The organism is Arthrobacter sp. SlRoot2-15, from assembly GCF_059739345.1.
Window position 1 is genome coordinate 3,133,095 of sequence record NZ_AP046058.1, and the last position, 26,541, is coordinate 3,159,635.

Genomic DNA, 26,541 nt, shown 5'->3' on the forward strand with positions numbered 1-26,541 from the left:
CTTAGGAAAGGATAAGTATGGGAGCCCAGATTCGGGTCTACCGCCAGAAGATCAGCTCGACGACGTCGATGCGCAAGATCTTCAAGGCGATGGAACTGATCGCTACCTCGCGCATCGGCAAGGCCCGCGCACGCGTAGCGGCTTCACTGCCTTACGCAAACGCGATTACGCGCGCCGTTTCTGCTGTCGCAACTCAGAGCGAAATCGACCACCCGCTGGTTACCGAGCCGGAGCAGATCCGCCGCGCCGCCGTCCTGGTCATCACCTCCGACCGCGGCCTCGCAGGGTCCTACTCGGCGACGGTGCTCAAGCAGGCGGAAGGCCTCACCGAGCTGCTCCACGAAGAGGGCAAGGAAGTCAAGACGTACGTCATGGGCCGCAAGGCACAGGCATACTTCGAGTTCCGCAACCGCCCCTACGAGCGGGTGTGGACCGGCAACACCGACGCACCGCTGTTCGAGACGGCGCGGGAGGTCGGCGAAGCACTGCTGGCTGACTTCGCCACGGCCTATGAAGAGGGCGGCGTCGACGAGATCCACGTTGTCTATACCCGCTTCAAGTCCATGGTGACCCAGGAGCCGACGGTTATCCGCCTGCTCCCGCTCGAGGTCGTCGAAGAGCAGGCTGCCTCCGAGTCGGAGCTCCTGCCGCTCTACGAATTCGAGCCGGAAACGGAGCAGGTACTCGATGCCCTGCTGCCGCGCTACATCGAGTCACGCATCTTCGCCGCCATGTTGCAGGCAGCAGCTTCCGAGCTCGCCGCCCGCCAGCGTGCGATGAAGTCCGCCGGCGACAACGCCACGGAACTCATCAAGAAGTACACGCGTCTGCGCAACACTGCCCGCCAGGCTGAAATTACGCAGGAGCTTTCCGAAATCGTGGCAGGCGCCGACGCGTTGAACGCGTCCTAGCCTGCCCGCTACGGACCCAGCTGTACCTGCACCAAAGAACAAACTTAACCGCCCACGCCATCTACTGAGTGAAGTGAGAGAGATGACTGCCACTGCTACCGAACACGTAGCCGCAACGTCCGGTGCCACCGGCCGTATTGCCCGTGTTATTGGCCCGGTTGTCGACGTCGAATTCCCGGCTGACGCAATCCCCTCGATTTACAACGCACTCACCACGGAGATTACTCTCAACGGTGAGACCAAGACCATCACCTTCGAAGTTGCGCTGCACCTCGGCGACAACCTCATCCGCGCCATCTCGCTGCAGGCGACCGACGGCCTGGTCCGCGGCACCAACGTGGTTGACACCGGTGCCCCGATCTCCGTCCCCGTCGGCGACGGCGTCAAGGGCCACATCTTCAACGTCCTGGGCCAGCCCCTCGACGTGACCGAGTCCGAGCTGCAGATCAGCGAACGCTGGCCGATCCACCGCAAGGCTCCCGCGTTCGCGACCCTCGAAGGCTCCACCGAGATGCTGGAAACCGGCATCAAGGTGATCGACCTGCTCACCCCGTACATCAAGGGTGGCAAGATCGGCCTGTTCGGCGGCGCCGGCGTCGGCAAGACCGTGCTGATCCAGGAAATGATCACCCGTGTTGCCCGCAACTTCGGCGGCACCTCGGTGTTCGCCGGTGTCGGCGAGCGTACCCGTGAAGGCAACGACCTCTGGGTCGAAATGGAAGAGGCCGGCGTCCTCAAGGACACCGCCCTTGTCTTCGGCCAGATGGATGAGCCGCCGGGAACGCGTCTGCGCGTGGCCCTGTCCGCCCTGACCATGGCGGAGTACTTCCGCGATGTGCAGAACCAGGACGTGCTGCTCTTCATCGACAACATCTTCCGCTTCACCCAGGCAGGCTCCGAGGTTTCCACCCTCCTCGGCCGCATGCCGTCGGCCGTGGGCTACCAGCCCAACCTGGCTGACGAGATGGGCCTCCTCCAGGAGCGCATCACGTCCACCAAGGGCCACTCCATCACCTCGATGCAGGCCATCTACGTTCCCGCAGATGACTACACCGACCCGGCCCCGGCCACGACCTTCGCACACCTCGACGCGACCACGGAACTTTCCCGTGAAATCGCCTCCCGTGGTCTGTACCCGGCCGTTGACCCGCTGACGTCGACCTCCCGCATCCTGGATCCGCAGTACATCGGACACGACCACTACAACACGGCCGTCCGCGTCAAGCAGATCCTGCAGAAGAACAAGGAACTCCAGGACATCATCGCCATCCTCGGTGTCGATGAACTCTCCGAGGAAGACAAGATCGTCGTGTCGCGTGCACGCCGCATCCAGCAGTTCCTGTCGCAGAACACCTACACGGCCAAGCAGTTCACCGGCGTCGAAGGCTCCACCGTGTCCATCAAGGACACCGTTGAAGGCTTCACCGCGATCTGCGACGGCGACCTCGACCACATCGCAGAGCAGGCGTTCTTCAACGTCGGCGGCCTGGACGACGTCGAACGCCAGTGGGCCAAGATCCAGGAACAGACCAAGTAATATGGCTGAGCTTGAGGTTGAGATTGTCGCAGCGGACCACTTTGTGTGGTCCGGAGCGGCCAAGATGGTCAAGGCCCGCACCAGCGATGGTGAAATCGGAATCCTGCCCGGCCACTCGCCCCTGCTGGCGATTCTGGCCGAAGGTGAACTGGCGATCGAGCCGGTTTCCGGTGACCGCATTGCCGTAGTTGTCGACGGAGGGTTCTTCTCCGTCGACAACAACCGGGTCGTCATTGTCGCTGACAACGCCCAAATGGGTGACGCGGCTACTGCGGGGATCCGCTAGCCCTACCTTGATGAACGTTACTGGTTTTCCGTTCATCGTCCTGGCAACCGTTTTCGCGTTGCTGGTCTTTGCACTGTGCCTTTCCGGGGTGCGCCGCTTCAACCTGCGGCGCGCCCTGGGCACGGTGGACGCCTCCATCTGCATGGCTGGAAACAGCTGGCGGATGGGGGTTTGCCGTTATCAGGACAACGACCTTGAGTGGTTCCGGCTGGCCTCGCTCAGCGTGCGCCCGAAGCACACCTTCCGCCGCAGTTCGCTCGAACTCGTTGGCCGCCGCGAACCCACCGAATCCGAACTGGTCAGGGTGCAGCCCGGGTCCGTGATCGTCGAACTGCGCTACGAGGGCCAGGACATCCTGCTGGCCATGCGGTTCGACGCCTACACCGGCCTGTCCTCCTGGCTCGAGGCCGGACCGGTCATCGGCGTCGGCACCTGGCGCTAGCCCCGGTGGACTTCATCGAGGACATCCGGCTCGTCGACGGGCCGGTGCTATGGATCGCCTGGGTGGCCGGGATTGCCGGCCTGGCCTATCTGCTGTGGCGCAGCGGACGACGCCATACCATCAGCGCCTCCGCCGTTGTCATCACCGCAGCGCTGATGCTCTCGGCAGGCCTCGTGGCCGGCTTTCACTTGCTGCTGATCTATGTCCTGTCAGTTTTCCCCGAGGAACTTCCCTGGGAGACCCTCGTCTGGAGCGTTCCGGCCGTCGCGGCGCTGCTGCTGTGGCTGCTCCGGCTGCACGGCATCTGGGGCCGGCGGCCCTTCCTCGCCAGCATTCCGCGACCCACCCGGCCGGTTGTGCACCGACTGCGCTCGACTGCGCTGGCGGTTGGCGCACTGCTGGGAGTCATCGCGCTCTCCGCGGTCCAGATCAACATTTACTTCGGGCTGAACCAGACCGTGAGTGACCTCGCAGGCACTGCGGTGGCCCGGATCCAGCCGCTCGAGGCGAAACTCACCCGCGCCGGCGGCGGCCCGGAAGCCGCCGACCTGGCCGGGTGGAGGGCTCCAGGACCGTTGCCCGAGGGGACCATGCGCCGCGCCGCCATCCCCGGCACGAGCTCCGGATTCCAGAGCCGGGAGGCCTACATTTACCTTCCGCCGGCGTACCAGAGTTCGCCCCGTCCTGCCCTGCCCGTCCTGGTCCTGTTCTCCGGCCAGCCAGGCGGTCCGGCAGACTGGCTTGCCGGCGGCGCCCTGCGGAGCCGGCTGGACCGCTTCGCCTCGGTCCACGGCGGCGTGGCACCGGTGGTGGTCGTCGTCGACCCGAACGGAACCCCGTCCGGCAACTCCCTGTGCATGGACAGCCGGATTGCAAAAGCGGACACGTTCCTCTCCCGCGACGTGCCGGACTGGATCAACAAGACGCTCGACGTCGATCCGGACCCGCACCAGTGGGCGGTCGGTGGCTTCTCCTTCGGCGCCACCTGCGCAATGCAGATGGTGACGCGGCACCCCGACGTCTACAGCGCCGCGCTGGCGTTCTCAAGCGAGAAGGAACCCGCCCTCGCCAAGGAGCGGGACAAGACGATCCAGGGCTCCTTCGGTGGCGACGTTGCCGCCTTCGAACGGCAGACCCCGCTGCACGTGATGAAGGAGCGCCGCTTCAACGGCAACGGCATTTACTTTGCGGCCGGCGAACGGGACCCGGAATTCGTCGGCTACATGGATCTGCTCTCCGCGGCGGCACGATCCGCCGGCTTCACCGTGGAGGCCCATCGGATTCCCAACGCTGGGCACTCCTGGGAAGCCGCGTCCAAGGGCATGCCGGGGGGCCTGGAGTTTCTCGCCGGCCGCTGGGGGATCAAGCCATGACGGGCCTCCGCAGCATCTGGCACCACTTCCGCCAGGTTCCCTTCACCCTGTTCGTGCTCGCGGCCTTCCTGGCCACCGGGGCTGCCACAGGCAGCTTCCTGGAAGGCCCGCCGGAGTCCCTGCTCGACTTCGCCTCGGTCAGCGCCCAGGGCCTCCAGGCCGGCCGCTGGTGGACCATGTTCACCTCGCCGTTCTTCGCGACCAATCCCTTGGCCTACCTGGCCGCGTCCCTGATGATCCTCGGCCTGCTGGGGATTGCGGAGCGGCAGCTGGGCCCGCTCCGCACCGCCGTGTTCTTCTTCGCCGGGCAGTTTGCGGCCGTGACGCTCTTCCTGCTTCTGACCCAGCTCGCCCGCTACGCCGGGGACGGCTGGCTCGGGCTGATGGTGGACGCCGGGCTGATCGGGCCGTACGCGGCCATCCTGGCGGTCACCCTGGCGGCCTGCGGGCTGCTGCCAACCCTCTGGCAGCGCCGGCTGCGGACGGCCGTGGTGTCAACGGCCCTGCTGCTGGTCCTCTACGTGGGCCATCCGGAAACCGTGGTGGGTCTGGCGGGCGCGCTGGCTGGCCTGATGGCGGGCTGGTGGCTGCAGGGGGACAAGGGCACGCTGCACCGCCACCGCTCCACCGGCCGCGAGACGCGCAACCTGCTGGCCCTGACGGTGGCGATTTTCGCCGTCGGGCCCATCCTGACCGCGGCCGTGCGCACCCCCACCGGACCGCTCGCGCTGCTGCGCGACGTCGTGCTCAACCCGCTGCCCACCCTGAACCAGCTGGAGCAGAATTGCGGCGGCACCGTCGACGTCAACTGCCTTGAAGCCGGACGGGCAGGCTTCGCCGGGCCGCTGGGGCTGGCGCTGGCCGTGGTCCCCGTGGTGCTGCTGCTGATCTGCGCCGACGGCATGCGGCACGGGCGCCGGCTGGCCCTGCGCATCGCCGTCCTGGTCCAGCTGGGGGTCACCGCGCTGTCCACGGTCTACCTGGCGCTGTTCGCCAGGATCCCGCACTACCCCAACCGGCCGCACACGGCGGTGATGGGTTCCGGATTCGTCCATGTGCTGCCGCTGGTTGCCGTGCCGCTGGCCCTGGTGCTGCTGCTTTTTGCCTACCGGCGCCTGTTCCGGGTGGAAACCACACGGCGCGCCCGACGGATCCTCGCCGTCGCGGTCGGCGGGACCTTCGTGGTGCTCGCAGGCGGCTACACCGCCGCCTGGCTTGCCGCCGGCGGCCTGGAGCGCGGCGGCTGGCTGGGCCTCGCCGCCGAGCTCGCCCGGCAGTACCTGCCGTTGCCCATCCCCGGCACCTACAGCCGTGTCTTCCAGGACCGCGACGCCGTCGAGGCGTTCCTGTTCGCCTTCTCGGGGATTGTGTTCTGGGTGGTGGCGCTGGCCGGGGTTTGGCTCGTGCTGCTGCGCCGGCACCACGGCACTGATGCCGGAACCGGGGACCGGGAGGTGGCGCGCCGGCTGATCGTTCAGGGCGGCGAATCGCTGTCCTGGATGGCGCTGTGGGAACCGAACAAGTACTGGTTCAGCGAAGGCCGGCGCGGGGCGGTGGCCTACCAGCAGCACGGCAACGTGGCGCTGACCCTGGGCGGCCCGCTCGGTCCGGCGGAGAACCGCGAGGACACGGCGGCGCAGTTCCTGGCGTACTGCGCCGAGCACGCCCTCATCCCGTGCTTCTATTCCTGCACCGATGAGCTCTGGCCTATGCTCCAGGCGCGGGGCTACCGCCGTCTCGCCGTGGCGCAGGAGACCCGGCTGGGCCTGCGGGAGCTCACCTTCAAGGGCAAGGAGTGGCAAAACGTGCGGACCGCGCTGAACCGCGCCACCAAGACCGGCGTCGAGGCTGTCTGGGGCCGCTACAGCGAGTTTTCGCCTTCGCTGCGCGCCCAGTTGAGTGAGGTCTCGGAAGAGTGGGCCGCGCAGAAGTCCGTCCCGGAAATGGGGTTCACCCTGGGCGGCCTGGACGAACTCGAAGACGACGAGGTACTGTGCTGCCTCGCCGTGGACGCCGAGGGCCGTGTGCACGGCGTCACCAGCTGGCTGCCGGTGTACGACGCCGGCACCCTGGTCAGCTGGACCCTGGACTTCATGCGCCGGCGCGGGGATGCCTTTCCCGGGGTGATGGAGTTCCTGATCGCTTCCGCCGTGTTGGAACTGCGCGATTCGGTGGAGTTCATCTCGCTCTCGGGTTCGCCGCTGGCCCGCGACGAGGCCAGGGACGAGGCCCGGGGCGAGAGCGGGGACGGACCGAAAGCGGGGGAGGGGCTGGCCGGAATCCTCGACGTGGTGGGCCGGGCGCTGGAACCGGTGTACGGATTCCGCTCGCTGGCCACGTTCAAATCGCGGTTCAAACCGGAATACCGCACCCTCTATCTGTACTACCAGGATCCGCTGCAGCTGCCGGCCATGGGGCGGGCGTTGAGCCGCGCCTATCTGCCGGACCTTTCGGTGCGGCAGAGCGCGCGCCTGCTCCGGACGCTGGTGCGCTAAAGAAATTTCCGCAGAGCTTTACCAGGCCGGAATATGCATTCAGGCCGGTGCAATTCGGGTCCGCGCGCGGCGCCCCCGGACGGGCTGAAGAATTCCGCAGCGGACAATAACAAAAAATGATCCCCGGCGATTTCGCCGGGGATCATTCTTTAGCGGGCCGCCCTGGGGCGGGCCTGCCGGGGGAGACTAGACCAGCGTGACGCCGGTAGCCTGGGGGCCCTTGGCGCCCTGGCCGATCTCGAACTGAACCCGCTGGTTCTCGTCGAGGGTCTTGAAGCCGCCGGTCTGGATCTCGGAGTAGTGAACGAAGACATCGCCGTCGGAGTCATCCGGGGTGATGAAGCCGAAGCCCTTTTCAGCGTTGAACCACTTGACGGTTCCCTGTGCCATTTAATTCTCCTCATGGTGGATCTTGAAGAAATCCGGCGCACTTTGCACCGGACTTGGTCACTCTGCGAGAAGAACCTTGGCTTCCGCCCGGATTACCCGGGCCTGGGCGGCAGGAGCTTCGCGCTCGCAACATGTCTTGCGAGCATGAAAAACACCTACACAAAGACTCCTATAAGAATTTCATGCCCCTCCCGTCAGGTCAACGGGCCCGGCGCATTATTGAGCGAAATTTTATCTAAAGAGTGCATGAACGCCGCCGCCGGGGTGGAATGCGGGTGCATTGGTGGGGTGCAATGGTGCGGCGAACCGGCAGGAACCGGACATTAGGAAAGCGGCGCCAGCCATTCCCCGCCGCGCATTACGCGGTAAAGGTCCAGGCGGGAATTGACGACGACGGCGTCGGCGCGCAGCCCCGGCCGGAGCGAGCCGAGCTCGCCGGACAGGCCGAGGACGGCGGCCGGGACCGCGGTGGCGGAGCGGACGGCGTCGGGCAGCGGCACGCCGGCGGCCACGGTGCGCCGCACGACCTCGAGCAGTGTGGCGGTGCCGCCGGCGAGGGCCCCGCCGGCATCGAGGCGGGCGACGCCGTCCGCGACCGTGACGGCGGAGCCGCCCAGGGTGTAGCCGCCGTCGGGCAGCCCGGCTGCCGCCATGGAGTCGGTCACGAGCGCAATGTTGGCCGCCCCGGCCAGCTGGAACACCGTGGCCACGACCACCGGATCCAGATGCGTGCCGTCGGCGACAAGTTCCAGGACCGCCCGGCCGGCCGCCGCGCCGCGCAGGCACGCCGCGACGGGTCCGGGTGCCCGGTGGTGCAGGGGCGGCATGGCGTTGAAGAGGTGGGTGACGGTGGGCCGCCGGCCGCCGGGGGACCCCCGCAGGGCCTCGGCAGCCAGCTGCAGCGCGGCGGCCGCCGTGGCGTCGTCGCAGTCGGTGTGCCCGAGCGAGGGAACCACTCCCTGCCCGGCGAGCAGCCGGACCAGGCCGTCCGCGCCGGCAAGTTCCGGGGCGAAGGTCATGACGGCAAGCGTGCCGCGGGCGGCGCCGAGCAGCTCGGCCAGGAGATCCGGATCGGGGTCACGCAGGAAGGCGGGGTCCTGGGCGCCGCACCGGGCCGCCGAGAGGAACGGGCCCTCCAGATGGATACCGGCCAGCAGCCCCTCCCCGGCCAACCGGGCGTGCACGGCAATCGCGCGCAGCAGTGACTCCGGCGCGGCGGTGACCAGGCTCGCCAGCAGCGTCGTGGTGCCGGAGCGGTGCAGGAAATCGATCGCCCGCCTCGCCGCGGCCTCGCCGCCACTGGGAAAGTCGCCGCCGTACGCGCCGTGGCAGTGCAGGTCCACCAGGCCTGGCAGGATCAGGGCGCCGGACGGAAGGGGCACCGCGGGGGCGTCGGCGAAGCCGGCGGCCCCGGGGAACCCAGCCGCCGGGCCGGCGTAGGCGATCCGGCCGCCGTCGACGGCCACGACCGCGTCCTCCTGCAGGGCCCCGTCGCTGACGACCGTGCCAAACAGGAGCTGCCGGCCGGCCGGTGCGGGATTCATGGTCAGAGTCTAGGGGGCGTCCGGTGCCGGGCCTTGGAAAAACCGGGCCCTAGAAGAGCCTGGACTCGCTGTCGTCGACGCCGCGCATGGCGTCGTAGTCCAGCGTGACGCAGTCGATGCCGCGGTCGTTCGCCAGCACCTTCGCCTGCGGCTTGATCTGCTGGGCGGCAAAGATCCCGCGCACGGGCGCCAGCAGGGGATCGCGGTTCAGGAGCTCCAGGTAGCGGGTGAGCTGCTCGACGCCGTCGATGTCCCCGCGCCGCTTGAGTTCGATGGCGACGGTGCCGCCGCTGGCGTCGCGGGCCAGGATGTCCACCGGGCCGATCGCGGTGAAGTACTCGCGGCGGATCAGCGAGAAGCCGGCCCCGAGGGTCTCGATCTGCTCGGCCAGCAGCCGCTGCAGGTCCGCCTCGACCCCGTCCTTGATCAGTCCGGGGTCCTGGCCCAGCTCGTGGGAGGTGTCGTGAAGCTGCTCGTGGATGTTGATGATCAGCCGGTCGTCCGTCTTCGCGGACTGCACGGTCCACTGCTCGATAACACCGACTTCGACGTCGACCTCGTCCGGGGTGGAGACGCTCAGGCGCGCCGGCGGGCTCATCCAGTTGAGCGGCTTGTAGGATCCGCCGTCAGAGTGGACCAGAACCGAGCCGTCGGCCTTGACCAGCAGCAGCCGGGTGGCGAGCGGGAGATGGGCTTTGAGCCGGCCGACATAATCAACGGAGCAACGGGCTATGACTAAACGCACCCGGTCAACACTACCGCCTGCGGGGACAACGGGCACCCGGGCTGGGGCAGAATGGAACCATGCCCCGTTCCAACCGACCCCGCCGATCCGCATCAGGGAAGGCCCCCTCCGGCCGGGCCGGACGGACGGCGGCCGGCAAGCACGCCGCCGGTCCCGCGCCGGAACTGGACCTGGAACGCGCCCGCACCGGGATCGCGCGGCGGGAGAGCGCCCCCGACGGGGAGTGGATGGTCCGTTCGATCTCCGCCAGCCGGGCCGGGAAGACCTACATCTGTCCCGGCTGCTTCACGGCCGTGACGCCGGGCACCGCGCATCTGGTGGTCTGGTCCGAGGACCACATCTTCGGGGCGGCCGCGGGCCTCGCCGAGCGGCGGCACTGGCACTCCAACTGCTGGACCTCGCGCAGCTACCGTTACCGCTGACCCGCTCCGCTGACCCGCTCAGTGGGCCATGGCCGCCGGGCGGTTTCGCTAAGCTGGGGGCATGACTTTCGACCCGGCGTCCTACGTGTTCAGCCAGCCCTCCGCGCCCACCGCCATCCGTGCCTCAACCGTGCTCCCGGCCCGCCGGGAGAACGTGGAACTGCGCACCGGGGACGGCCACCGGCTGGTCGGCGAGCTCGCCGTTCCGGAGTACGGCGAGATCAAGGCCACCCTGATTACCCTGCACCCGCTGCCGACCCACGGCGGCTTCATGGACTCCCACGTCTACCGCAAGGCCTCCTACCGGCTGCCCGCCCTCGCCGGCATTGCGGTGCTCCGGTTCAACACCCGGGGAACCTCCTCGCCGCGGGGGACCAGCCAGGGCAGCTTCGAGGAAGGCATCGGCGAGCGGCTCGACGTCGAGGCGGCGGTCCGCTTCGCCGTCGAGCGCGGACTGCCCAACCGCTGGCTGGTCGGCTGGTCCTTCGGCACCGAGCTGGCCCTGATGTACGGCGCCACGGAGCCGGTGGCCGCGGAGATCGAGGGCGCCATCCTGCTCTCGCCGCCGCTGCACCGGGCCACGGACGTGCACCTCAAGGAATGGGCCGCCGCCGGCAAGCCGCTGAAGGTCCTGGTCCCCGAACACGACGACTACCTCCAGCCCGCGGCCGCCGCGGAACGCTTCGCCCTGGTGCCGCAGGCCGACGTCGTGGGCGTTGACGGCGCCAAGCACCTCTGGGTGGGCGAGAAGTACGCCGGCCGGGTGCTCAACGAGATCGTGGCCGAGGTGCTGCCGGGCGGGGCGGCTGCGGCGCTGCCCGAGGAATGGGACGGCCCGGTCGCCACCGCGCACGCCTGACGCCGGGAAAACGCTGCAGAAACGGACAGCCGCTGCGTGGATCCACGCAGCGGCTGTCCGTTTCCGGCGCGAAAAACCCTAGTGCTTGTCCTGGCGCACGATGAAGATTTCCTTTACCAGCAGCATGATCGCCGCCGCCGTCGGGATGGCGATCAGGGCGCCGAGCACGCCGAGCAGGCTGCCGCCGGCGATGACCGAGATCACGGCCACCGCGCCGGGCACCGCGACGGCCTTCTGCATAATGCGCGGGGAGATGAAGTAGGCCTCGAACTGGAGGTAGGCGAAGTAGCAGATCGCGAACACCACGGCCGTCTGCCAGCCCGCGGTGAGCGCGATCAGGGTCACTAGGACGCCGGCGATCATGCCGCCCACCAGCGGAATGAAGGCCAGCAGGGCCACCACAAACGCGAGCAGCACCGCGAACGGGACACCCACAATCGACATCACAATGAAGGCGAAAGTGGCGTTCAGCAGCGCCACGCAGACCTGGCCGATGACGTAGTTGCCGACGGAGCCGGTGATCTCCTCGGACAGCGCCTCGACCCGGGCGCGGCGGGAGCGCGGCGCCAGCCGGTAGCCCCACTTCTTCATGGACGGCATGGCTGAGAGGAAGTAGAGGCTCAGGACCAGGACGATGAGGGCGCCGAACAGGCCGTTCGCCACGGTGGAACCGAAGCCCACAACGCCGCCGAAGATGCCGCCCATGGCGTCCGGGTTGTTGACGAACTTCTCGAGTTCCTGGCTGATGCGTTCACGCACGCCGAACTGGTTGTCGAGCGTGCGGAAGAAATCGGAGTCGATGAAATCCTGGACCCAGCGCGGTGCCTCCTGCACGATTTGCGTCACCTGCTGGACGATCGTGGGGATCAGGACGGCGAAGAAGCCCGCGACGGCCAGGGCCAGGACGGCGACCGAGACCAGGATGCCCGCCGGACGCGGCACCTTCCGGCCCTCGAGCCAGCGGACCACCGGATCCAGGCCGAGGGCAATAAAGAGTGCGGTCACGATCCAGAGCAGCAGCTGGGTGGTGTGGGAGCCGATCCAGTACACCAGCAGCGCGGCGCCGACACCGACCGTGCCCAAAAAGCCGACATAGAGCGGGTGCTGCGCTGACATCCGGGGCCCCGGGTCGCCGAAGCGCGCGGTGTTCCCGCTGTCGGCGCCGGATTCGGACTCCTCCTGCTCGGGGGGCATCTCGAACCGCAGCCGCGGCTGGGCTCCGGGGAGCGGCTGGCGCAGGCGCCGTGCCATCGAGATCAGGAAGCCGGCCGCGGCTGCCCGCGGGGCGGAGTGCTGCGGGGCCGGCTCGAGCGGGCCGCGTGGCTGGCTACCGGATTCCTGGGTGGCTGCGTGTCCCGAGGGGGACGGATCCGTGGGTTCAGTCACTGCGTTGAATGCCCTTTTTCTCTGGTATTTCCCTGCAACTCCGCGGTTGCGGGCCGGGTGTGACGATCACCGCAAACACTATCAGCAGCCTTGTCATACGGCGGGTCGGCGGGGCCGGAGGGGTCCCGGGCAGGGACCGGAACGGCGCTCGATCTGACTCGCAGGTAACAAAACGGTTACTGTTAAAGCTACGTGTCCGCTGATGATAGGTAATATTTTGCGTTTCAAGACTGCAGTTGCACTAGTGCTGCTCGGCCTCCTGACACTGCTGGCCGGCGTCGGCCAGAAGACGGTGTGGGCCCCGCCCGCAACCGTCACCGCCGTCGCGCCCGCCGGCGGGACCGCCGCCCCGTTGACCGTCATCGACGAGAAGCTGCGCACCCTGCACGGCGGCACGGTAAAGATCACGGTCAAGGGCGAGGGTAACTTCACCCTCGCGTCCGGCCGCCCGGATGACGTCGACGCGTGGGTCGGGAAGACCGCTCACAACACCGTCACCGGCGTCTCGGACGACGGCAAGGCACTGCAGCTCAAGCACGCCGACGGCGAAGCCACGGCACCATCCCCGGCAGGCTCGGACCTCTGGGTGACGACCGAGAACGCCAACGGCGAGCTGAACTACTCGTGGACCCCGCCGGCTGACGGCGACTGGTCCCTGCTGCTGGCCTCCGACGGCACCAAGCCGGCGCCGTCCTCGATCTCGATGACGTTCCCGAATGACACGTCCACCCCGTGGGCCATCCCGCTGATGGTGCTCGGGGGGCTGCTGATCCTGGCCGGCGCGGCACTGCTGCTGCTCAAGCCCAAGCGCGGCGCCACCGACGACGACGACTCCGCCGGAACGGGCGCCCCCCGCCAGGGCAGCCTCTTCGCCCGCCGCGCCCGCGCCCAGGCAATTGCCCGGGCCAAGGCCCGCAACGCCGGCGGTGCGCGGGCCCCGGAGGGCGCCGCCGACCGCGGCGTCACCGAGAACCGGGTTGCCCCCGCCGCCCGCCGCGCTACCGGCGCCGCAGTCGCCCTGCTGACCGCCGCCGCGGTCGCCGGCACCGGCGTCGCGGCGCAGGCCAGCCAGGCTCCCTCGCCGGCACCGAGCGGCTCCTCGGCCGCGGCCAAGGGTGCCGGCACCCCGGTGCTGCTGGATGCCCAGTTCCGCCGTATCCTCGAACAGGTCGGCGGCGCGGTCGACGCCGGCGACGCCGCCAAGGACGCCGCCAAGCTGGCGCCCCGGGTGGCAGGCTCGGAGCTGGACGTGCGCACCCAGAACTACAAGATCCGCGCCCAGGTGGGCAGCTACGAGCCCCGGATGCCGGTGCGCTCCACCAAGCTCCTGACAACCGTGGTGAGCAACAAGCGCGAATGGCCGCGCTCCGTGATGGCCGTGACACAGGGTGACGGCAACGTCGTCCCGCAGTTGCTGACCCTGGTGCAGGCCTCCCCCCGGGAGAACTACAAGCTCGTCGAGGCCACCCCGCTGCAGCCGGGCACCACCTTCCCGGGCATCAACCGCGGGGGCACCGAAACCCTGGCGCCCTCGGACAAGTCCGGGCTGCTGTACAGCGGCGAGGAAGCGCTCGCGGGGCTGGGCGACCGCCTGTCCTCCGCCGACTCGGCCTTCAAGGACAAGCTGGCCGAAGGACAGTCCTCGCCGTACATCGCGGACACCCTGGCCTACCAGAACGACGTGGTGAACTCCGGGGCGAATGGCACCTTCGCCTTCAGCCACAAGGTTGCTCCGGAGAACACCGTAGTGTTCCGCACCGCCGACGGCGGCGCGCTGGTCCTGGGCCGGCTGAACTTCGCCTTCGACGGCACGCCCAAGAACTCCGGTGACAAGCTGACGATCGGCGACGACGCGGCGGCCCTCGCCGGGGGCAAGGACACCAGCACCGGCATGGTCCTGAACTTCGCCGAATCCGTGGCCGTCTATGTGCCGCCGGCCGGTTCCAAGGACCCGATGAAGCTGGTCGCCGCCACCCGCGGCCTGGTGGGGGCCAAGTTTAAGTAGCCCCGCCGGGGGCCGCCGCGCCGGTGGCCAACGCAGTAGACACAGCAGGACCAACGACCGGGCCGCCACCGCGGCCCGGTCGTTGCTGCTTCCGTCGTTGCTGCTCGGGGCGTAGTGGATAGAGTGGAGCTATGACTTCGCCCGCTTCCCGCCCGGTCCCGCCAGCTGCCGCCAACCCGCTCAACCTGCGGGGCGCCGTCGACCTTTCCTCGCTGAAACAGCGGCCCGCCCCGCCGGCGGGCCCCGGACAGCAGCCCGCCCCCGGAACCGGTCCCGCTGCCGGGGCCCAGGACGGCGCCGTCGCGCCGCTGCGGGTGGACGTCACAGAGGCCAACTTCCAGGAACTCGTGGACCTCTCAGCCAAGGTCCCCGTGGTAATTGCCCTCTGGGCCGGCTACTCGCCCGGCTCCGCCCAGCTGGTCGATGCGCTGGAGCAGATCGTGGAGGGCTACGAGGGCCGGCTGGTCCTGGGCGCCGCCGACATCGACGCCTTCCCCCAGCTTGCGCAGGCCTTCCAGGTCCAGGCTGTTCCGACCGCCGTCGCCCTGGTCAAGGGCCAGCCGGTGCCGCTGTTCCAGGGCGGGGCGGACGAACAGCAGGTCCGCAGCCTGTTCGATGAACTCCTCAAGGTGGCCGCCGCCAACGGGGTGACCGGCCGGATCGGAGCCGGCTCCGGCGCGGCCGAGCCCGAGGCTCCTCCGCTGCCGCCGCTGCACCAGAAGGCATTCGACGCGATCGAGGCCGGCGACTACGCCGGCGCCGCGGCGGCCTACCGGCAGGCGCTGACCGAGATGCCGGCCGACGCCGAGGCCAAGGCCGGCCTGGCCCAGGTTGAGCTGATGGGCCGGCTGCAGGCGCTGTCCGCCGCCGAAACGGACGCGCTCCGCGGCCGCGCGGCCGAAGATCCGGACAACCTCGAGGCCCAGCTGGCCGTCGCCGACCTGGACATCGCCGGCGGCCACGTCGAGGACGGACTGGGCCGGATTGTGGCGTTCATCGGCCGGAACTTCGGACCCGCCCGCGAAACCGCCCGGGTGCGCCTGCTGGAGCTCTTCGACGTCGTGGGGACCTCGGACGGGCGCGTCGCCAAGGCCCGTCAGAACCTCGCCCGGGTGCTGTTCTAGTGGGGTCGGCCCTGTTCAACCCGCTGGAGCTGCGCTCGCTGCGGCTGGAGCACCGCGGCTGGGTTTCGCCGATGTGCCAGTACAGCTGCGAGCCGGAGACCGGCGAGGGGGTGCCCAATGACTGGCACCTGATGCACCTCGGCTCGTTTGCCACCGGGGGAGCGGCCCTGATCCTGACCGAGGCCGCCGCCGTCAACGCCGCGGGCCGGATCAGCCCGCGGGATGCCGGCCTGTACAACGACTCCCAGGCCGAGGCCTGGGCGCGGATCGTGACGTTCGTGCACCGCCATGGCTCGGCCAACGCTAAGATCGGCACCCAGCTCGCCCATGCCGGACGCAAAGCCTCTTCCTACTGGCCGTTCTCGGGCACGAGCGGTACGGTCCCGGCCTCCGACGGCGGCTGGAGCACGGTCGGCCCTGGCACCGGGGCCTTCGACGGCTACGCACCGCCGTCGGCCATGACGGAGGAGGAGATCGACGGCGTGATCGCCGACTTCGCCGCCGCCGCCGTCCGCGCGGTCGGCGCCGGTTTCGACACCATCGAGATCCATGGCGCCCACGGCTACCTGCTGCACCAGTTCCAGAGCCCGCTGGTCAACGACCGCACGGACAGCTGGGGCGGGAATGAGCAGGGCCGCAACCGGTTGACCCTGGCCGTCATTGACGCCGTGCGGACCGTCATCCCCGATTCCATGCCGCTGCTGCTGCGTATCTCCGCCTCCGACTGGGCCGAGGGCGGCATCGACGCCGAGGCCTCGGTGCGGCTGGCCCGGGCGGCGGGCGAGCACGGGGTGGACCTCGTGGACGTCTCCAGCGGCGGGGCCGTTGCCCACCAGTCGATTCCGGTGGGCCCCGGCTACCAGACCGGCTTCAGCGCCCGGATCCGGCGCGAAGCCGGAATCCGCACCGGCACCGTGGGGCTGCTGACCTCCGCGGGCCAGGCCGAGCACGCGGTGGCCACCGGGCAGGCCGACGGCGTCTTCATCGCCCGGGCCGCGCTGCGGGACCCGCACTGGTGGCTGCGGGCGGCCTTCGAGCTGGGCCACGAGCTGGCCTGGCCGCCGCAGTACGAACGGGCGATCCCGCGTCATACGTTCTAGGCGCCGCGGCGGTTAGTCTAACGACATGACTTTCGAGCAACCGCCCGTTCCGGCGCTCGCCCTGCGAGGGCTGGCCAAACGCTTCGGCACCAAGATCGCCGTCGACGGCATCAGCCTCGACGTGCCGGCGGGCTCCTTCTACGGGATCGTCGGGCCCAACGGCGCCGGCAAGACCACCACACTCTCGATGGCGACCGGGCTGCTGCGGCCGGACTTCGGCACCGCCCTGGTCCACGGGGTGGATGTCTGGCAGCACCCGCTGCAGGCCAAGAAACTGATGGGCGTGCTGCCGGACGGGGTCCGTCTTTTCGACCGGCTGACCGGTGAGCAACTGGTCAGCTACGCGGGCCTGCTGCGCGGCATGGAGCGGGACGTGGTGGCGTCGCGGGTCGCCGAGCTGCTCGCCGCCCTGGACCTCAGCCAGGACGCCGGCACACTGGTGGTGGACTACTCCGCCGGCATGACCAAGAAGATCGCCCTGGCCTCGGCCCTGATCCACGCCCCGCGGCTGCTGGTGCTGGACGAGCCGTTCGAATCGGTGGATCCGGTCTCCGCGGCCAATATCCGTGACATCCTGGACCGCTACGTCGCCTCCGGCGGCACCGTGATCGTCTCCAGCCATGTGATGGATCTTGTCCAGCGGATGTGCGACCACGTCGCGGTGGTGGCGGGCGGCCGGGTGCTGGCCGCGGGCCGCGTTGACGAGGTGCGGGCCGGCCAGTCGCTGGAGGACCGGTTCGTCGAGCTGGTCGGCGGCCGCAGCCACGCGGAAGGGCTCGAATGGTTGCGCACCTTCTGAGGCTCAAGCTCACGCTGCTGCGCAACAGCCTCAGGCGCAGCCCCTGGCAGCTGGTGGGCCTGGCCATCGGGACCCTGTACGCCCTCGGCATCGTCGGCGTCGGCGTCGCGGGGCTGCTGCTCCTGCGCCAGGCCGACGTCGCCACGGCGCAGACGGTGGTGGTGCTGGGCGGCGCCGCCGCGGTGCTGGGCTGGGCGGTCATCCCGATTGTGGCCTCCGCGGCCGACCTGACACTGGACCCCGCCCGCTTTACGACCTTCGCCGTGCCGGTGCCGCAGCTGCTCGCGGGCCTGGCCCTGGCCGGGCTGATCGGCATCCCCGGAGCGTCGACGGCGCTCGTGGCGCTGGCCACCGTGGGCACCTGGTCGCGGGGGTTCCCGGCCGCCGCCGGTGCCCTGGCCGGCGCGGTCCTTGGGGTGCTGACCTGCGTGGTGCTTTCCAAGGTGGTCACGGCCGGCACGGCGGGCCTGGCCACGTCGCGGCGGTTCAGGGACGTCAGCGGGGTAGCGTTCCTGATCCCGCTGGTGCTGATGGGCCCGATCGTGGCCGGCGTCGCCCGCGGGATCGCCGGATCCGCGGGCTTTATGGGGGACCTCGCCCGGTTCCTGGAGTGGACCCCCGCCGGAGCGGCCTGGGCCCTGGGCGGGGAGCTCGCCGCCGGCCACTACGGTCCCGCGGCGCTCAAGCTGCTCATCGCCGTCGCCAGCCTGGCCGGGCTGGCGCTGTGCTGGAAGGTGCTGCTGCAGCGGGCACTCGTCACTCCGCCCTACGCGGGCACCGCCAAAAAGAAGGCGTCCGGCCTGGGGCTGTTCGGGATTGTTCCGGCCACGCCGACCGGCGCGATCGTAGCCCGCTCGCTCAGCTACTGGCTGCGCGATCCACGCTACGCCGGGGCGCTGGTGGTGGTTCCGCTGCTGCCCGTGCTGCTGCTGTTCCAGGCCAGCCAGTCGGGGTTCTACGGCCTCCTGCTGTTCGTCGGCCCGCTGTCCGCCTTCCTGCTCGCCTGGTCCATCTCCTCGGACGTCTCCTACGACAGCACGGCCTTCGCGCTGCACGTCTCCGCCGGTGTGCGAGGCCTGCACGACAGGCTTGGACGGGCCGTCGCATGCCTGGTGTTCGCCCTGCCGGTGGTGCTGTCCTTCAGCGTCCTCCCGTTGTTCTTCACCGGAACGTGGGCGCTGCTGCCCGGCATCCTGGGCCTGGCGCTGGGGGTGCTGTTCACCGGCCTGGGGCTGTCCTCGGTGGTCTCGGCTCGCTACACCATGCCGGTGCCGCTGCCCGGCGAGAGCCCCTTCAAGAAGCCGCCGGGCAACGTTGCGCAGACCCTGGCCGTCCAGTTCGGCGGCATGGCGGTCCTGCTGCTCCTGGTCAGCCCCGAGGTGGCGCTGGTGGCGCTGCAGCTCGCCGGCGGCGGCACGGTGCCGGGCTGGATCTGCCTGGGCGTGGGTCCGGTCCTGGGCTTCGCCCTGTTTGTCACCGGGGTGCGCCTTGGCGGTAGGTGGTTCGACGCGCGCACGCCCGAACTGCTCGCCCAGCTGGCCGTCAACCGCTGACCGGGTCCGAGGGCCCGGGCTCGGACGGCCGGAGTGGGATAGCCTGCCGTTCATGGAAGTAGTGATCCTTCCGGGCGGCCGGCCGATCGCCGCCCTCGCCGCGGACGCGATCGAGGCACTGCTGCGGGCCAAGCCCGACGCCGTCCTGGGCCTGGCCACCGGATCCTCGCCGCTGCCGGTGTACGAGGAGCTCGGGCAGCGGCACCGGAGCGGCCTGGACTTCAGCCGGGTCCGGGCCTTCAGCCTGGACGAGTACGTGGGGCTCCCCGCCGGCCATCCCGGGTCCTACCGCGAAGTCATCCTGCGCGAATTCACCCGGCGGGTGAACATCGACCCGGAGAACGTGCAGGGGCCCGACGGGGAGGCCGCGGACATTCCCGCAGCCTGCCGGGCCTTCGAAGAGGCCCTCCGGGCCGCCGGGGGAGTGGACCTGCAGCTGCTGGGGCTGGGCACCGACGGCCACATCGGCTTCAACGAGCCGGGGTCCTCGCTGGCCTCGCGGACCCGGATCAAGACCCTGGTGGAGCAGACGCGGCGTGACAATGCCCGCTTTTTCACTACCCTGGCGGAGGTGCCGCACCATGTCATCACGCAGGGCCTGGGCACCATCCTCGAAGCCCGGCATGTGATCCTGCTCGCCACCGGGGCGCAGAAGGCGCAGGCCGTCCGGGACATGGTGGAGGGACCTGTGGCCGCCATCTGCCCGGCCTCGGTCCTGCAACTGCATCCGCACGTCACCGTCCTGCTGGACGAGGCGGCGGCGTCCTCGCTGCGACTCGCCGACTACTACCGGCACAGCTATGACAGCAAGCCGCGCTGGCAGGGCCTTTAACGGGGCCCCAATGCCCGACGGCCGATGCCGCCGTCGCGATTCTGTCGGATCCAGCGGCTAAGATGGGTGGCATGACCAGCATGACGGATCCACTCCAAAACGACCCGATGCGTGAGCTCTCCGGAGCCGGGACGTCGACGGCGACCATTGAGCGCGAGGAACTGCGGCAGGAAGTTGAACCGGGCGACCGGGAGCGCTTCTCGCACTACGTCCGCAAGGAAAAGATCATGGAATCCGCGCTGTCGGGGGAGCCCGTAATTGCCCTCTGCGGCAAGGTGTGGACGCCCGGCCGCGACCCGAAGAAGTTCCCGGTCTGCCCCGAGTGCAAAGAGGTCTACGAGGGCCTCCGCCCGGGCAACGACGGCGGAGACTCGGGCAAATAAGGCCTGCGCGCTAAGGCCCCCGCGGCGCGGCGTGGATTCGTCGCGGGTAGAAACCGGCTGCCTGGGTTTCTGAAGTCCGGTTCATCCGAAAAAGATTGGTGTTTTTGTGCTTACTAGGGTTTCTCCGGAACCGGCTGACGTGCGCGGAAGGGAGGGGTCCTAGGTGACTGAGACACTCTTTGGCGGGCCCGTCCTGCCGCCGGCGTACCCCGAGCGGGCCGCCTGGGGCACCGCGCCGAAACTCCGTGCCTGGCAGCAGGAAGCGCTCGACAGCTACTTCAGCACCCACCCCAGGGACTTCCTCGCGGTCGCCACGCCGGGGGCCGGCAAGACCACCTTCGCGCTGCGGGTGGCGTCGATGCTGATCGAGGCCGGCGTGGTCAACCGGGTCACCATTGTGGCCCCGACGGACCACCTCAAGCGCCAGTGGGCCGACGCCGCGGCGAAGGTCGGCATCGCCATCGACCCGAACTTCAAGAACGCCGACGGCCAGCACGGCCGGGGCTTCATCGGCGTCGCGGTCACGTACGCGCAGGTGGCCAGCAAGCCGATGCTGCACCGGGCCAAGACCGAGGCGGCGCGCACGCTGGTGATCCTGGACGAAATCCACCACGGCGGCGAGGCGCTGTCCTGGGGCGACGGGCTGCGCGAGGCCTTCGATCCCGCGGCCCGGCGCCTGTCCCTGACGGGTACCCCGTTCCGCTCGGACACCTCGCCGATCCCGTTCGTCGAGTACGCCGAGGACCGCGACGGCATCCGCCGGTCCAAGGCCGACTACACCTACGGCTACGGCAAGGCCCTCCGCGACCACGTGGTCCGGCCGGTGATGTTTATGGCCTACTCGGGCCAGATGCGCTGGCGGACCAGCGCCGGCGACGAGATGGCCGCCTCCCTCGGCGAGGCCGCCGTCACCAAGGACATCACGTCCCAGGCCTGGCGCACGGCACTGAACCCGGCCGGCGAGTGGATCCCGGCCGTGCTCGCCGGGGCGGACAAGCGGCTCAGCGAGGTGCGGCGCACCGTGCCCGACGCCGGCGGCCTGGTCATCGCCACCGACCACGACGACGCCCGCGCCTACGCCGGGCAGTTGAAGCGGATCACCGGCGAGTCACCCACGGTCATCCTCTCCGACGACGCCAAGGCCTCGTCCAAGATCGAGGAGTTCTCCGCCGGCGAGAAGCGCTGGATGGTGGCCGTGCGGATGGTCTCCGAAGGCGTGGACGTCCCGCGCCTGTCCGTCGGCGTCTACGCGACCTCGACCTCCACCCCGCTGTTCTTCGCCCAGGCCGTCGGCCGCTTCGTGCGTGCCCGCAAGCGCGGCGAGACGGCGTCGGTGTTCCTGCCCTCCGTGCCGCAGCTGATGGCACTGGCGAACTCGATGGAGGCAGAACGCGACCACGCCCTGGACCGTCCGGAGAAGGAAGACGCCGACGGCCTGTTCAATCCCGAGGACTCGCTGATGGACGAGGCGAACCGCGAGGAAAAGGCCTCCGACACTCTGATGAAGGGTAAGTTCGAGGCGCTCGACTCGCAGGCCTCCTTCGACCGCGTGCTCTTCGACGGCGGCGAGTTCGGCACCGGCGGCGAGGTGGGCTCGGAGGACGAGCTGGACTTCCTCGGCATCCCTGGCCTGCTCGACGCCGAACAGGTCGGCACCCTGCTGCGCCAGCGCCAGCACGAACAGCTCAACCGGAAGAACAAGCGCGCGCCGCAGAGTGCGGCGGCCGAGGCGGCGCCGGCCGTGCCGGACCACCGGCTGCTGATGGACCTGCGCACCGAACTGGCAAAAAACGTCGCGGCCTGGTCCGCGCGGACGGGCACCCCGCACGGCGTCATCCACACCAAGCTCCGCACCGTCTGCGGCGGCCCGGCGGTGGCGCAGGCCAACGAGGAGCAGCTGCAGACGCGGCTCCGGAAGCTTCAGGACTGGTTCATCGGCCGGAAGTAGCGGTGCAGGAAAAGGGCATGAAAAAGGGACCGGGTGACCGGTCCCTTTTTCGTGCGTTGGTGTGTCCGCCGCTACTGGGCGGCGCCGCAGGCCTGTGAGAAGGTCTGGCCGGCCGAGGTGTACTTGGCCTTCAGCTCCTCGAGCTTGGCCGAGTCCGGGTCCTTCTTCGCGGACTCGTCGAGGTAGTCGACGATCGACTGCAGCGGGGCCTGCAGTTCCTCGGACGCGGTCGCCTCGATGGGCCGGATCTGGTTCGCCAGCCGGGTCATGCCGAACCTGTCAGAACTGGAGGTGGGCGAGGCGGTGATGGTCTTGATGCGGGCGCAGGTCTCCTCGCTGGTCATCTTCGGGGCCGAGCAGGCGGCTGCGCCGAGCAGGGTCCCGGCAGCGATCAGGACGGTCAGGATCTTCTTCATGGTGTACTCCGGGGCTTTACGGTCAGGCGTTTACTGGCAAGGATTCCGAGTCTACTGTGCGGGCGGAGGTGCGACGAGCTCAGGCCAGGTCGACGCCGCCCAGCTCCATCTCGGCGAACGCGTCGTCGAGGTCTTCGGCGATGCCCACGGTGAGCCCGCGCGGCACGGTGACGGAGTAGCCGGCCTGGACGGCGTCCAGCGCCGTGGCTTTCACGCAGTGGTCGGTGGCGATCCCCACGACCACCACCTCCTCGACGTCGTGGCTCTGCAGCCAGTCGTCCAGGCCGATGGCGTCCTCGTCCGCGGCGAAAGTCCCGGCGGCGTCGCCGCCGCCCACGGGCAGGGAGCCCGGTGTGCGGTCGCCGGTGGGGACGGCGTCGTCCGGGGCGAGCAGGCCCTCGAAGCCGGAGTAGGCCGCGGTGAACTGTCCCTTGCGGAAATAGGCCTGGACGTACTCGGTGTCCAGGTCCGGGTGCAGCTCGGCGCCGCGGGTGCCGGCGACGCAGTGCGGCGGCCAGCTGTCGATGAAGTCCGGCTGCTCCGAGAAGTGCGCTCCCGGGTCGATGTGCCAGTCCTGGGTGGCCACGACGTGGTCGAACTGGCCGTGGTGGGCGTCGACGTATTCGCTGATCTCGGCGGCCAGGGCCGCCCCGCCCTCAACCGGGAGCGTCCCGCCCTCGCAGAAGTCGTTCTGCACGTCAACGATGATCAGGGCACGGGACATTCAGTCCTCCTCGTAGATGGTGGGGATGGCAGCCTCGCCGCGCTGGAGCCGGTTGACCACGGCGGGGAGCTCCCGCATGGTGTCGGCGTGGCGCTGCCGCGCCCGCACCACACCCTCGGGGCCGGTCCAGCCCGGCAGCAGCTCGCCGTTCTTGATGAACTGTTGCAGCAGCGGCCGGTCGTTCCCGTCGTCTTCCGGGCGGTGCCCGACGCCGACGATCTCCTGGCTGGCGGTGCCGCGCTCGTTGAGCTTGCGCAGGGCGTACTTCCGGCCGCCCTTGCTGGTCTTGTTCTTCGCCGCCTTGGCCACCGCCACGAAGTCCCCGTTGTCGTCGGTGCGGCTGACCAGCTTGTAGACCATGCTCGCCGTCGGCGCGCCGGAGCCGGTCACCAGCGAGGTGCCGACCCCGTAGGAGTCCACCGGGGCGGACTGCAGGGCGGCAATGGCGAATTCGTCCAGGTCCGAGGTGACGATGATCCGGGTGTTTTCGTTGCCGAGTTCGTCCAGGAGCTGCCGGACCCACTGGGCCTGGGCCACCAGGTCGCCGGAGTCCAGGCGCACCGCGCCGAGCTTGTCGCCGGCCAGTTCGACGGCGGTGCGGACGGCCGCCTCGACGTCGTAGGTGTCCACGAGCAGCGCGGTGCCGGCGCCCATGGAGGCGATCTGCGCCTCGAACGCCTCGCGCTCGGTGTCGTGCAGCAGGGTGAAGGAATGGGCGGCCGTGCCCACCGTTTTGATCCCGTAGCGCCGGCCGGCCTCGAGGTTGGAGGTGCTGTCGAAACCGGCGATCACGGCGGCCCTGGCGGCAGCGACGGCGGATTCCTCCTGGGTCCGGCGGGAGCCCATCTCGACGCAGGGGCGGGTGCCGGCGGCGGTGATCATCCGGGAGGCGGCCGAGGCGATGGCGCTGTCGTGGTTGAGGATCGAGAGGATGTAGGTCTCGAGGATGCAGGCCTCGGCGAAGGTGGATTCGACAATCAGGATGGGGGAGTTGGGGAAGTAGGCCTCGCCCTCGGCGTAGCCCCAGATGTCACCGGAGAAGGAGAAGTCCGCCAGGTACTCCAGGGTTTCCTCGTTGACCACCTTGGTGCGGCGCAGGAAGTCCAGCTCGGCGTCGCCGAAGCGGAAACCGGCGATCCCCTCCAGCAGCCGGCCGGTGCCGGCCACGATGCCGTAGCGGCGCCCGTCCGGCAGCCGCCGGGCGAAGGCCTCGAACACCGATTTGCGGTGCGCGGCGCCCGAATGCAGCGCGGCCTGCAGCATGGTCAGTTCGTAATGGTCGGTGTACAGGGACGTGCGGGGATGGTCCCAGCCGGCAGAGGTACTCACAAATTCACTCTAGTCCCCACCGGCTCCCTCGTCTCGCTTCGCTTCGCCGCGGGGCCCTCGCCGGCGTGGGCCCACCGGCCCCATAGAATGGACAGATGACCCTTAGCGTTGCGCTCGGCCCTGACACCCAGGAGAGCACCCAGACCGGAACAGCGGCGTCAACCGACGTGCTGACCGCCCCGGACATCCCCTGGAACCTCGTGATCTGGAATGATCCGGTAAACCTGATGAGCTATGTGAGCTTCGTGTTCCGCAGCTACTTCGGCTACTCCGAGGCGAAGGCCAACAAGCTGATGCTCGAGGTGCACAAGAAGGGCCGTTCCATCGTGGCGCACGGCAGCAAGGAGCAGGTGGAACAGCACGCGGTCGCCATGCACGGCTATGGCCTGTGGGCCACCGTGGAGCAGGCCAGCGGCGGCGCCGGAGGCGGCAGCGGATCTGGCAAGGGCAAGGGAAAACGTGGCTAAGGCATTCAAATACGGGCTCAAGGGCATCACGGGCTACCTGGAACCGGCCGAACGGGACCTGCTGCGCAGCCTCTTCGATGACGTCATATCCATGCTGGAACCGGAGGAACGCCCCAACCAGGATCCGCTGGCCGCGCTCGTCGGGCTCGACAGCGAGGCCCGCGAACCGTCCGACCGTGCCCTGCGGCGCCTGCTGCCCAATGTGATGAAGGACGACGACGAGGCCTCCCTCGAGTTCCGCCGCTACACCGAGCGCTCGCTGCGCGAGGGCAAGATCGGCGCGCTGAAGGCCGCCGCGCTCGGCTTGGACAAGGACGAGCTGGTGCTGACGCCCGCGGACGCCCGGCACTGGTCCACGGCGCTCAACGACGTCCGGCTGGTGCTCGCCGAACGCCTCGACATCCGGGACGACGCCGACGCCGAGCACGTCCACCGGATGCAGGACTGGTCCCAGGCCGAGGACGTCGAAAGCTACCTGGCACTGGTCTACAACTTCACCACCTGGCTGCAGGAATCCCTGGTCCAGGCGATGCTGGCGTCGCTCGACGCCTAGGGGCGCTACGCGGGCGCGGTGACCTCAGAAACAGGCACCGACTGTATCCGGGGAAGCTCCTCGAAGGCGGGTTTTGCGAACCAGTAGCCCTGGAACAGCCGGATGCCGGCGTCCTTTAGGACCAGGTACTCCGCTTCAGTCTCGATGCCCTCGGCGAGGACCGTGATGCCGAGCTCCCCGGCGATTCCGATGATGCCGGCGACGACGGCCTGGCGCGCCGGGCTGGCATCGATTCCCCGGATCAGCTTCATATCAATCTTGATCAGATCCGGCTGGAAGTCGACCAGGAGCCCCAGCCCTGCATGACCGGCCCCGAAGTCGTCGATGGCCGTCGTGAACCCGTGCTTGCGGTACTCGGTGATGATGTTGGTGAGGTGGGAGGTGTCGGAAACCTCCTCGTTCTCCGTGAACTCAAACATGATCGACGACGTCGGAAAATTGCAGCGCCGTGCCGCGACCAGCGTCGCCCGCAGGCAGGCCGCCGGTTCGTAGACCGCGTTCGGCATGAAGTTGATGGAGAGAATCAAATCCTCGCCAGCAGGAAACAGCCGCGACGCCAGTTCGATGGCCTTGACGCGGCAGTCCTGGTCGAAGCGGTACTTCTGCTCGGGTGCGACCCGTGACAGGACGCTGAAGGCACCCTCGCCCGAGACTCCTCTGACCAGCGCCTCGTAGCCCCAGACGCGGCCGGCTGCTGCGTCGTAGATCGGCTGGAAAGCCATGCTGAAATCGAAGTCGAGTTTTGACGACGTCGTGCAGCCGTCGCATGCCATGTGCGGTCCCTTCGCCGGGTGCGTCCGCCGCGGGCGCGACAAACACCGCCGATTTCCCGACGGAGCCCACAGCATACCGGCGCAGGCAGCGGCGGACCGGCATCACAGGGCAGGGGGTTTCCGCGCGCCGCGCCGACCGCCGGGA

General features: G+C 69.2%; 26 protein-coding genes. 18 read left to right on the forward strand and 8 right to left on the reverse strand.

The annotated features are described in order from the left end of the window. Nucleotides 1-17: 17 nt before the first annotated feature. From AC6I9V_RS14485 to AC6I9V_RS14510, 6 genes are all read left to right on the forward strand, one after another. Nucleotides 18-911 (forward strand): F0F1 ATP synthase subunit gamma, encoded by an 894-nt coding sequence (locus tag AC6I9V_RS14485; RefSeq protein WP_497899915.1) that lies wholly within the window; start codon nt 18-20, stop codon nt 909-911. Nucleotides 912-993: 82 nt separating this feature from the next. Next, on the forward strand, nt 994-2,448 hold the full coding sequence (gene atpD, locus AC6I9V_RS14490; protein WP_138768903.1) for a F0F1 ATP synthase subunit beta: 1,455 nt from the start codon (nt 994-996) through the stop codon (nt 2,446-2,448). 1 nt (nt 2,449) lies between these two features. Further along, nucleotides 2,450-2,734, forward strand: a complete 285-nt coding sequence (locus tag AC6I9V_RS14495; RefSeq protein WP_104172348.1) for a F0F1 ATP synthase subunit epsilon — start codon at nt 2,450-2,452, stop codon at nt 2,732-2,734. A gap of 10 nt (nt 2,735-2,744) precedes the next feature. After that, entirely contained in the window at nt 2,745-3,176 is a 432-nt protein-coding gene (locus AC6I9V_RS14500) for a DUF2550 domain-containing protein (RefSeq protein ID WP_497899916.1), read from the forward strand. A gap of 5 nt (nt 3,177-3,181) precedes the next feature. Next, entirely contained in the window at nt 3,182-4,549 is a 1,368-nt protein-coding gene (locus AC6I9V_RS14505; RefSeq protein WP_497899917.1) for an alpha/beta hydrolase, read from the forward strand. Further along, complete coding sequence (locus tag AC6I9V_RS14510; protein WP_497899918.1) at nt 4,546-7,044, forward strand: phosphatidylglycerol lysyltransferase domain-containing protein; 2,499 nt, start codon at nt 4,546-4,548, stop codon at nt 7,042-7,044. The genes AC6I9V_RS14505 and AC6I9V_RS14510 overlap by 4 nt, the downstream gene beginning before the upstream one ends. Before the next feature lie 186 nt (nt 7,045-7,230). Here the strand turns inward: AC6I9V_RS14510 and AC6I9V_RS14515 are convergent, their stop codons facing one another. The 3 genes from AC6I9V_RS14515 to nucS all read right to left on the reverse strand — a co-directional run bounded on the left by AC6I9V_RS14515 (nt 7,231) and on the right by nucS (nt 9,723). Next, nucleotides 7,231-7,434, reverse strand: a complete 204-nt coding sequence (locus AC6I9V_RS14515; RefSeq protein ID WP_011692441.1) for a cold-shock protein — start codon at nt 7,432-7,434, stop codon at nt 7,231-7,233. Between the two features lie 323 nt (nt 7,435-7,757). Beyond that, nucleotides 7,758-8,978 (reverse strand): N-acetylglucosamine-6-phosphate deacetylase, encoded by a 1,221-nt coding sequence (locus AC6I9V_RS14520; RefSeq protein WP_497899919.1) that lies wholly within the window; start codon nt 8,976-8,978, stop codon nt 7,758-7,760. A gap of 49 nt (nt 8,979-9,027) precedes the next feature. Beyond that, entirely contained in the window at nt 9,028-9,723 is a 696-nt protein-coding gene (gene nucS, locus AC6I9V_RS14525; protein WP_349412194.1) for an endonuclease NucS, read from the reverse strand. Between the two features lie 59 nt (nt 9,724-9,782). Here nucS and AC6I9V_RS14530 point away from each other — a divergent pair, with 59 nt between their 5' ends. Both AC6I9V_RS14530 and AC6I9V_RS14535 read left to right on the forward strand, forming a co-directional pair. Continuing rightward, on the forward strand, nt 9,783-10,145 hold the full coding sequence (locus AC6I9V_RS14530) for an Rv1322 family protein (protein ID WP_497899920.1): 363 nt from the start codon (nt 9,783-9,785) through the stop codon (nt 10,143-10,145). Between the two features lie 61 nt (nt 10,146-10,206). After that, nucleotides 10,207-11,004, forward strand: coding sequence for an alpha/beta hydrolase (locus tag AC6I9V_RS14535; protein ID WP_497899921.1), 798 nt, complete (start codon nt 10,207-10,209; stop codon nt 11,002-11,004). Between the two features lie 78 nt (nt 11,005-11,082). Here AC6I9V_RS14535 and AC6I9V_RS14540 read toward each other — a convergent pair whose 3' ends face one another. Further along, nucleotides 11,083-12,390, reverse strand: a complete 1,308-nt coding sequence (locus AC6I9V_RS14540) for an AI-2E family transporter (RefSeq protein ID WP_497899922.1) — start codon at nt 12,388-12,390, stop codon at nt 11,083-11,085. A gap of 202 nt (nt 12,391-12,592) precedes the next feature. Between AC6I9V_RS14540 and AC6I9V_RS14545 the strand changes: the two genes are divergently transcribed. The 8 genes from AC6I9V_RS14545 (at nt 12,593) to AC6I9V_RS14580 (ending at nt 22,134) form a co-directional block, all read left to right on the forward strand. After that, nucleotides 12,593-14,395, forward strand: a complete 1,803-nt coding sequence (locus tag AC6I9V_RS14545; RefSeq protein WP_497899923.1) for a hypothetical protein — start codon at nt 12,593-12,595, stop codon at nt 14,393-14,395. Between the two features lie 131 nt (nt 14,396-14,526). Continuing rightward, on the forward strand, nt 14,527-15,519 hold the full coding sequence (locus AC6I9V_RS14550; protein WP_497899924.1) for a co-chaperone YbbN: 993 nt from the start codon (nt 14,527-14,529) through the stop codon (nt 15,517-15,519). Next, nucleotides 15,519-16,619, forward strand: a complete 1,101-nt coding sequence (locus tag AC6I9V_RS14555; protein ID WP_497899925.1) for an NADH:flavin oxidoreductase/NADH oxidase — start codon at nt 15,519-15,521, stop codon at nt 16,617-16,619. The genes AC6I9V_RS14550 and AC6I9V_RS14555 overlap by 1 nt, the downstream gene beginning before the upstream one ends. Before the next feature lie 25 nt (nt 16,620-16,644). After that, nucleotides 16,645-17,418: an ABC transporter ATP-binding protein gene (locus AC6I9V_RS14560; RefSeq protein WP_497899926.1), complete on the forward strand. Its 774-nt coding sequence runs from the start codon at nt 16,645-16,647 to the stop codon at nt 17,416-17,418. Then, complete coding sequence (locus tag AC6I9V_RS14565) at nt 17,400-18,971, forward strand: transporter (RefSeq protein WP_497899927.1); 1,572 nt, start codon at nt 17,400-17,402, stop codon at nt 18,969-18,971. The genes AC6I9V_RS14560 and AC6I9V_RS14565 overlap by 19 nt, the downstream gene beginning before the upstream one ends. A 52-nt stretch (nt 18,972-19,023) precedes the next feature. Then, nucleotides 19,024-19,803 carry a glucosamine-6-phosphate deaminase gene (gene nagB, locus AC6I9V_RS14570; RefSeq protein WP_497899928.1) on the forward strand — a complete coding sequence of 260 codons (780 nt, stop codon included), beginning with the start codon at nt 19,024-19,026 and terminating at the stop codon, nt 19,801-19,803. 62 nt (nt 19,804-19,865) lie between these two features. Beyond that, entirely contained in the window at nt 19,866-20,186 is a 321-nt protein-coding gene (locus tag AC6I9V_RS14575; RefSeq protein WP_146337195.1) for a DUF3039 domain-containing protein, read from the forward strand. A 163-nt stretch (nt 20,187-20,349) separates the two neighbouring features. Beyond that, on the forward strand, nt 20,350-22,134 hold the full coding sequence (locus AC6I9V_RS14580; RefSeq protein WP_497899929.1) for a DEAD/DEAH box helicase: 1,785 nt from the start codon (nt 20,350-20,352) through the stop codon (nt 22,132-22,134). A 71-nt stretch (nt 22,135-22,205) separates the two neighbouring features. Here AC6I9V_RS14580 and AC6I9V_RS14585 read toward each other — a convergent pair whose 3' ends face one another. The 3 genes from AC6I9V_RS14585 to AC6I9V_RS14595 form a co-directional block, all read right to left on the reverse strand. Continuing rightward, nucleotides 22,206-22,550: a hypothetical protein gene (locus AC6I9V_RS14585; protein WP_497899930.1), complete on the reverse strand. Its 345-nt coding sequence runs from the start codon at nt 22,548-22,550 to the stop codon at nt 22,206-22,208. Between the two features lie 79 nt (nt 22,551-22,629). Continuing rightward, a complete protein-coding gene (locus AC6I9V_RS14590) occupies nt 22,630-23,274 on the reverse strand; it encodes an isochorismatase family protein (RefSeq protein ID WP_349411579.1) in 645 nt (214 codons plus the stop codon). Then, entirely contained in the window at nt 23,275-24,603 is a 1,329-nt protein-coding gene (locus AC6I9V_RS14595; RefSeq protein WP_349411578.1) for a nicotinate phosphoribosyltransferase, read from the reverse strand. 95 nt (nt 24,604-24,698) lie between these two features. Between AC6I9V_RS14595 and clpS the strand changes: the two genes are divergently transcribed. Both clpS and AC6I9V_RS14605 read left to right on the forward strand, forming a co-directional pair. Continuing rightward, on the forward strand, nt 24,699-25,070 hold the full coding sequence (gene clpS / locus AC6I9V_RS14600) for an ATP-dependent Clp protease adapter ClpS (RefSeq protein ID WP_146337199.1): 372 nt from the start codon (nt 24,699-24,701) through the stop codon (nt 25,068-25,070). Continuing rightward, nucleotides 25,063-25,623, forward strand: coding sequence for a DUF2017 domain-containing protein (locus tag AC6I9V_RS14605; RefSeq protein ID WP_497899931.1), 561 nt, complete (start codon nt 25,063-25,065; stop codon nt 25,621-25,623). The genes clpS and AC6I9V_RS14605 overlap by 8 nt, the downstream gene beginning before the upstream one ends. Nucleotides 25,624-25,628: 5 nt before the next feature. Here the strand turns inward: AC6I9V_RS14605 and AC6I9V_RS14610 are convergent, their stop codons facing one another. Further along, complete coding sequence (locus tag AC6I9V_RS14610; RefSeq protein ID WP_497899932.1) at nt 25,629-26,396, reverse strand: EAL domain-containing protein; 768 nt, start codon at nt 26,394-26,396, stop codon at nt 25,629-25,631. Nucleotides 26,397-26,541: the final 145 nt, after the last annotated feature.

Coding starts and splice junctions, on each gene's coding strand:
- AC6I9V_RS14485 (WP_497899915.1), top strand. CDS start 18: ATGGGAGCCCAGATTCGGGTCTACCGCCAGAAGATCAGCTCGACGACG.
- atpD (WP_138768903.1), top strand. CDS start 994: ATGACTGCCACTGCTACCGAACACGTAGCCGCAACGTCCGGTGCCACC.
- AC6I9V_RS14495 (WP_104172348.1), top strand. CDS start 2,450: ATGGCTGAGCTTGAGGTTGAGATTGTCGCAGCGGACCACTTTGTGTGG.
- AC6I9V_RS14500 (WP_497899916.1), top strand. CDS start 2,745: ATGAACGTTACTGGTTTTCCGTTCATCGTCCTGGCAACCGTTTTCGCG.
- AC6I9V_RS14510 (WP_497899918.1), top strand. CDS start 4,546: ATGACGGGCCTCCGCAGCATCTGGCACCACTTCCGCCAGGTTCCCTTC.
- AC6I9V_RS14515 (WP_011692441.1), bottom strand. CDS start 7,434: ATGGCACAGGGAACCGTCAAGTGGTTCAACGCTGAAAAGGGCTTCGGC.
- AC6I9V_RS14520 (WP_497899919.1), bottom strand. CDS start 8,978: ATGAATCCCGCACCGGCCGGCCGGCAGCTCCTGTTTGGCACGGTCGTC.
- AC6I9V_RS14530 (WP_497899920.1), top strand. CDS start 9,783: ATGCCCCGTTCCAACCGACCCCGCCGATCCGCATCAGGGAAGGCCCCC.
- AC6I9V_RS14535 (WP_497899921.1), top strand. CDS start 10,207: ATGACTTTCGACCCGGCGTCCTACGTGTTCAGCCAGCCCTCCGCGCCC.
- AC6I9V_RS14545 (WP_497899923.1), top strand. CDS start 12,593: ATGATAGGTAATATTTTGCGTTTCAAGACTGCAGTTGCACTAGTGCTG.
- AC6I9V_RS14550 (WP_497899924.1), top strand. CDS start 14,527: ATGACTTCGCCCGCTTCCCGCCCGGTCCCGCCAGCTGCCGCCAACCCG.
- AC6I9V_RS14560 (WP_497899926.1), top strand. CDS start 16,645: ATGACTTTCGAGCAACCGCCCGTTCCGGCGCTCGCCCTGCGAGGGCTG.
- AC6I9V_RS14565 (WP_497899927.1), top strand. CDS start 17,400: ATGGTTGCGCACCTTCTGAGGCTCAAGCTCACGCTGCTGCGCAACAGC.
- nagB (WP_497899928.1), top strand. CDS start 19,024: ATGGAAGTAGTGATCCTTCCGGGCGGCCGGCCGATCGCCGCCCTCGCC.
- AC6I9V_RS14575 (WP_146337195.1), top strand. CDS start 19,866: ATGGGTGGCATGACCAGCATGACGGATCCACTCCAAAACGACCCGATG.
- AC6I9V_RS14585 (WP_497899930.1), bottom strand. CDS start 22,550: ATGAAGAAGATCCTGACCGTCCTGATCGCTGCCGGGACCCTGCTCGGC.
- AC6I9V_RS14590 (WP_349411579.1), bottom strand. CDS start 23,274: ATGTCCCGTGCCCTGATCATCGTTGACGTGCAGAACGACTTCTGCGAG.
- clpS (WP_146337199.1), top strand. CDS start 24,699: ATGACCCTTAGCGTTGCGCTCGGCCCTGACACCCAGGAGAGCACCCAG.
- AC6I9V_RS14610 (WP_497899932.1), bottom strand. CDS start 26,396: ATGGCATGCGACGGCTGCACGACGTCGTCAAAACTCGACTTCGATTTC.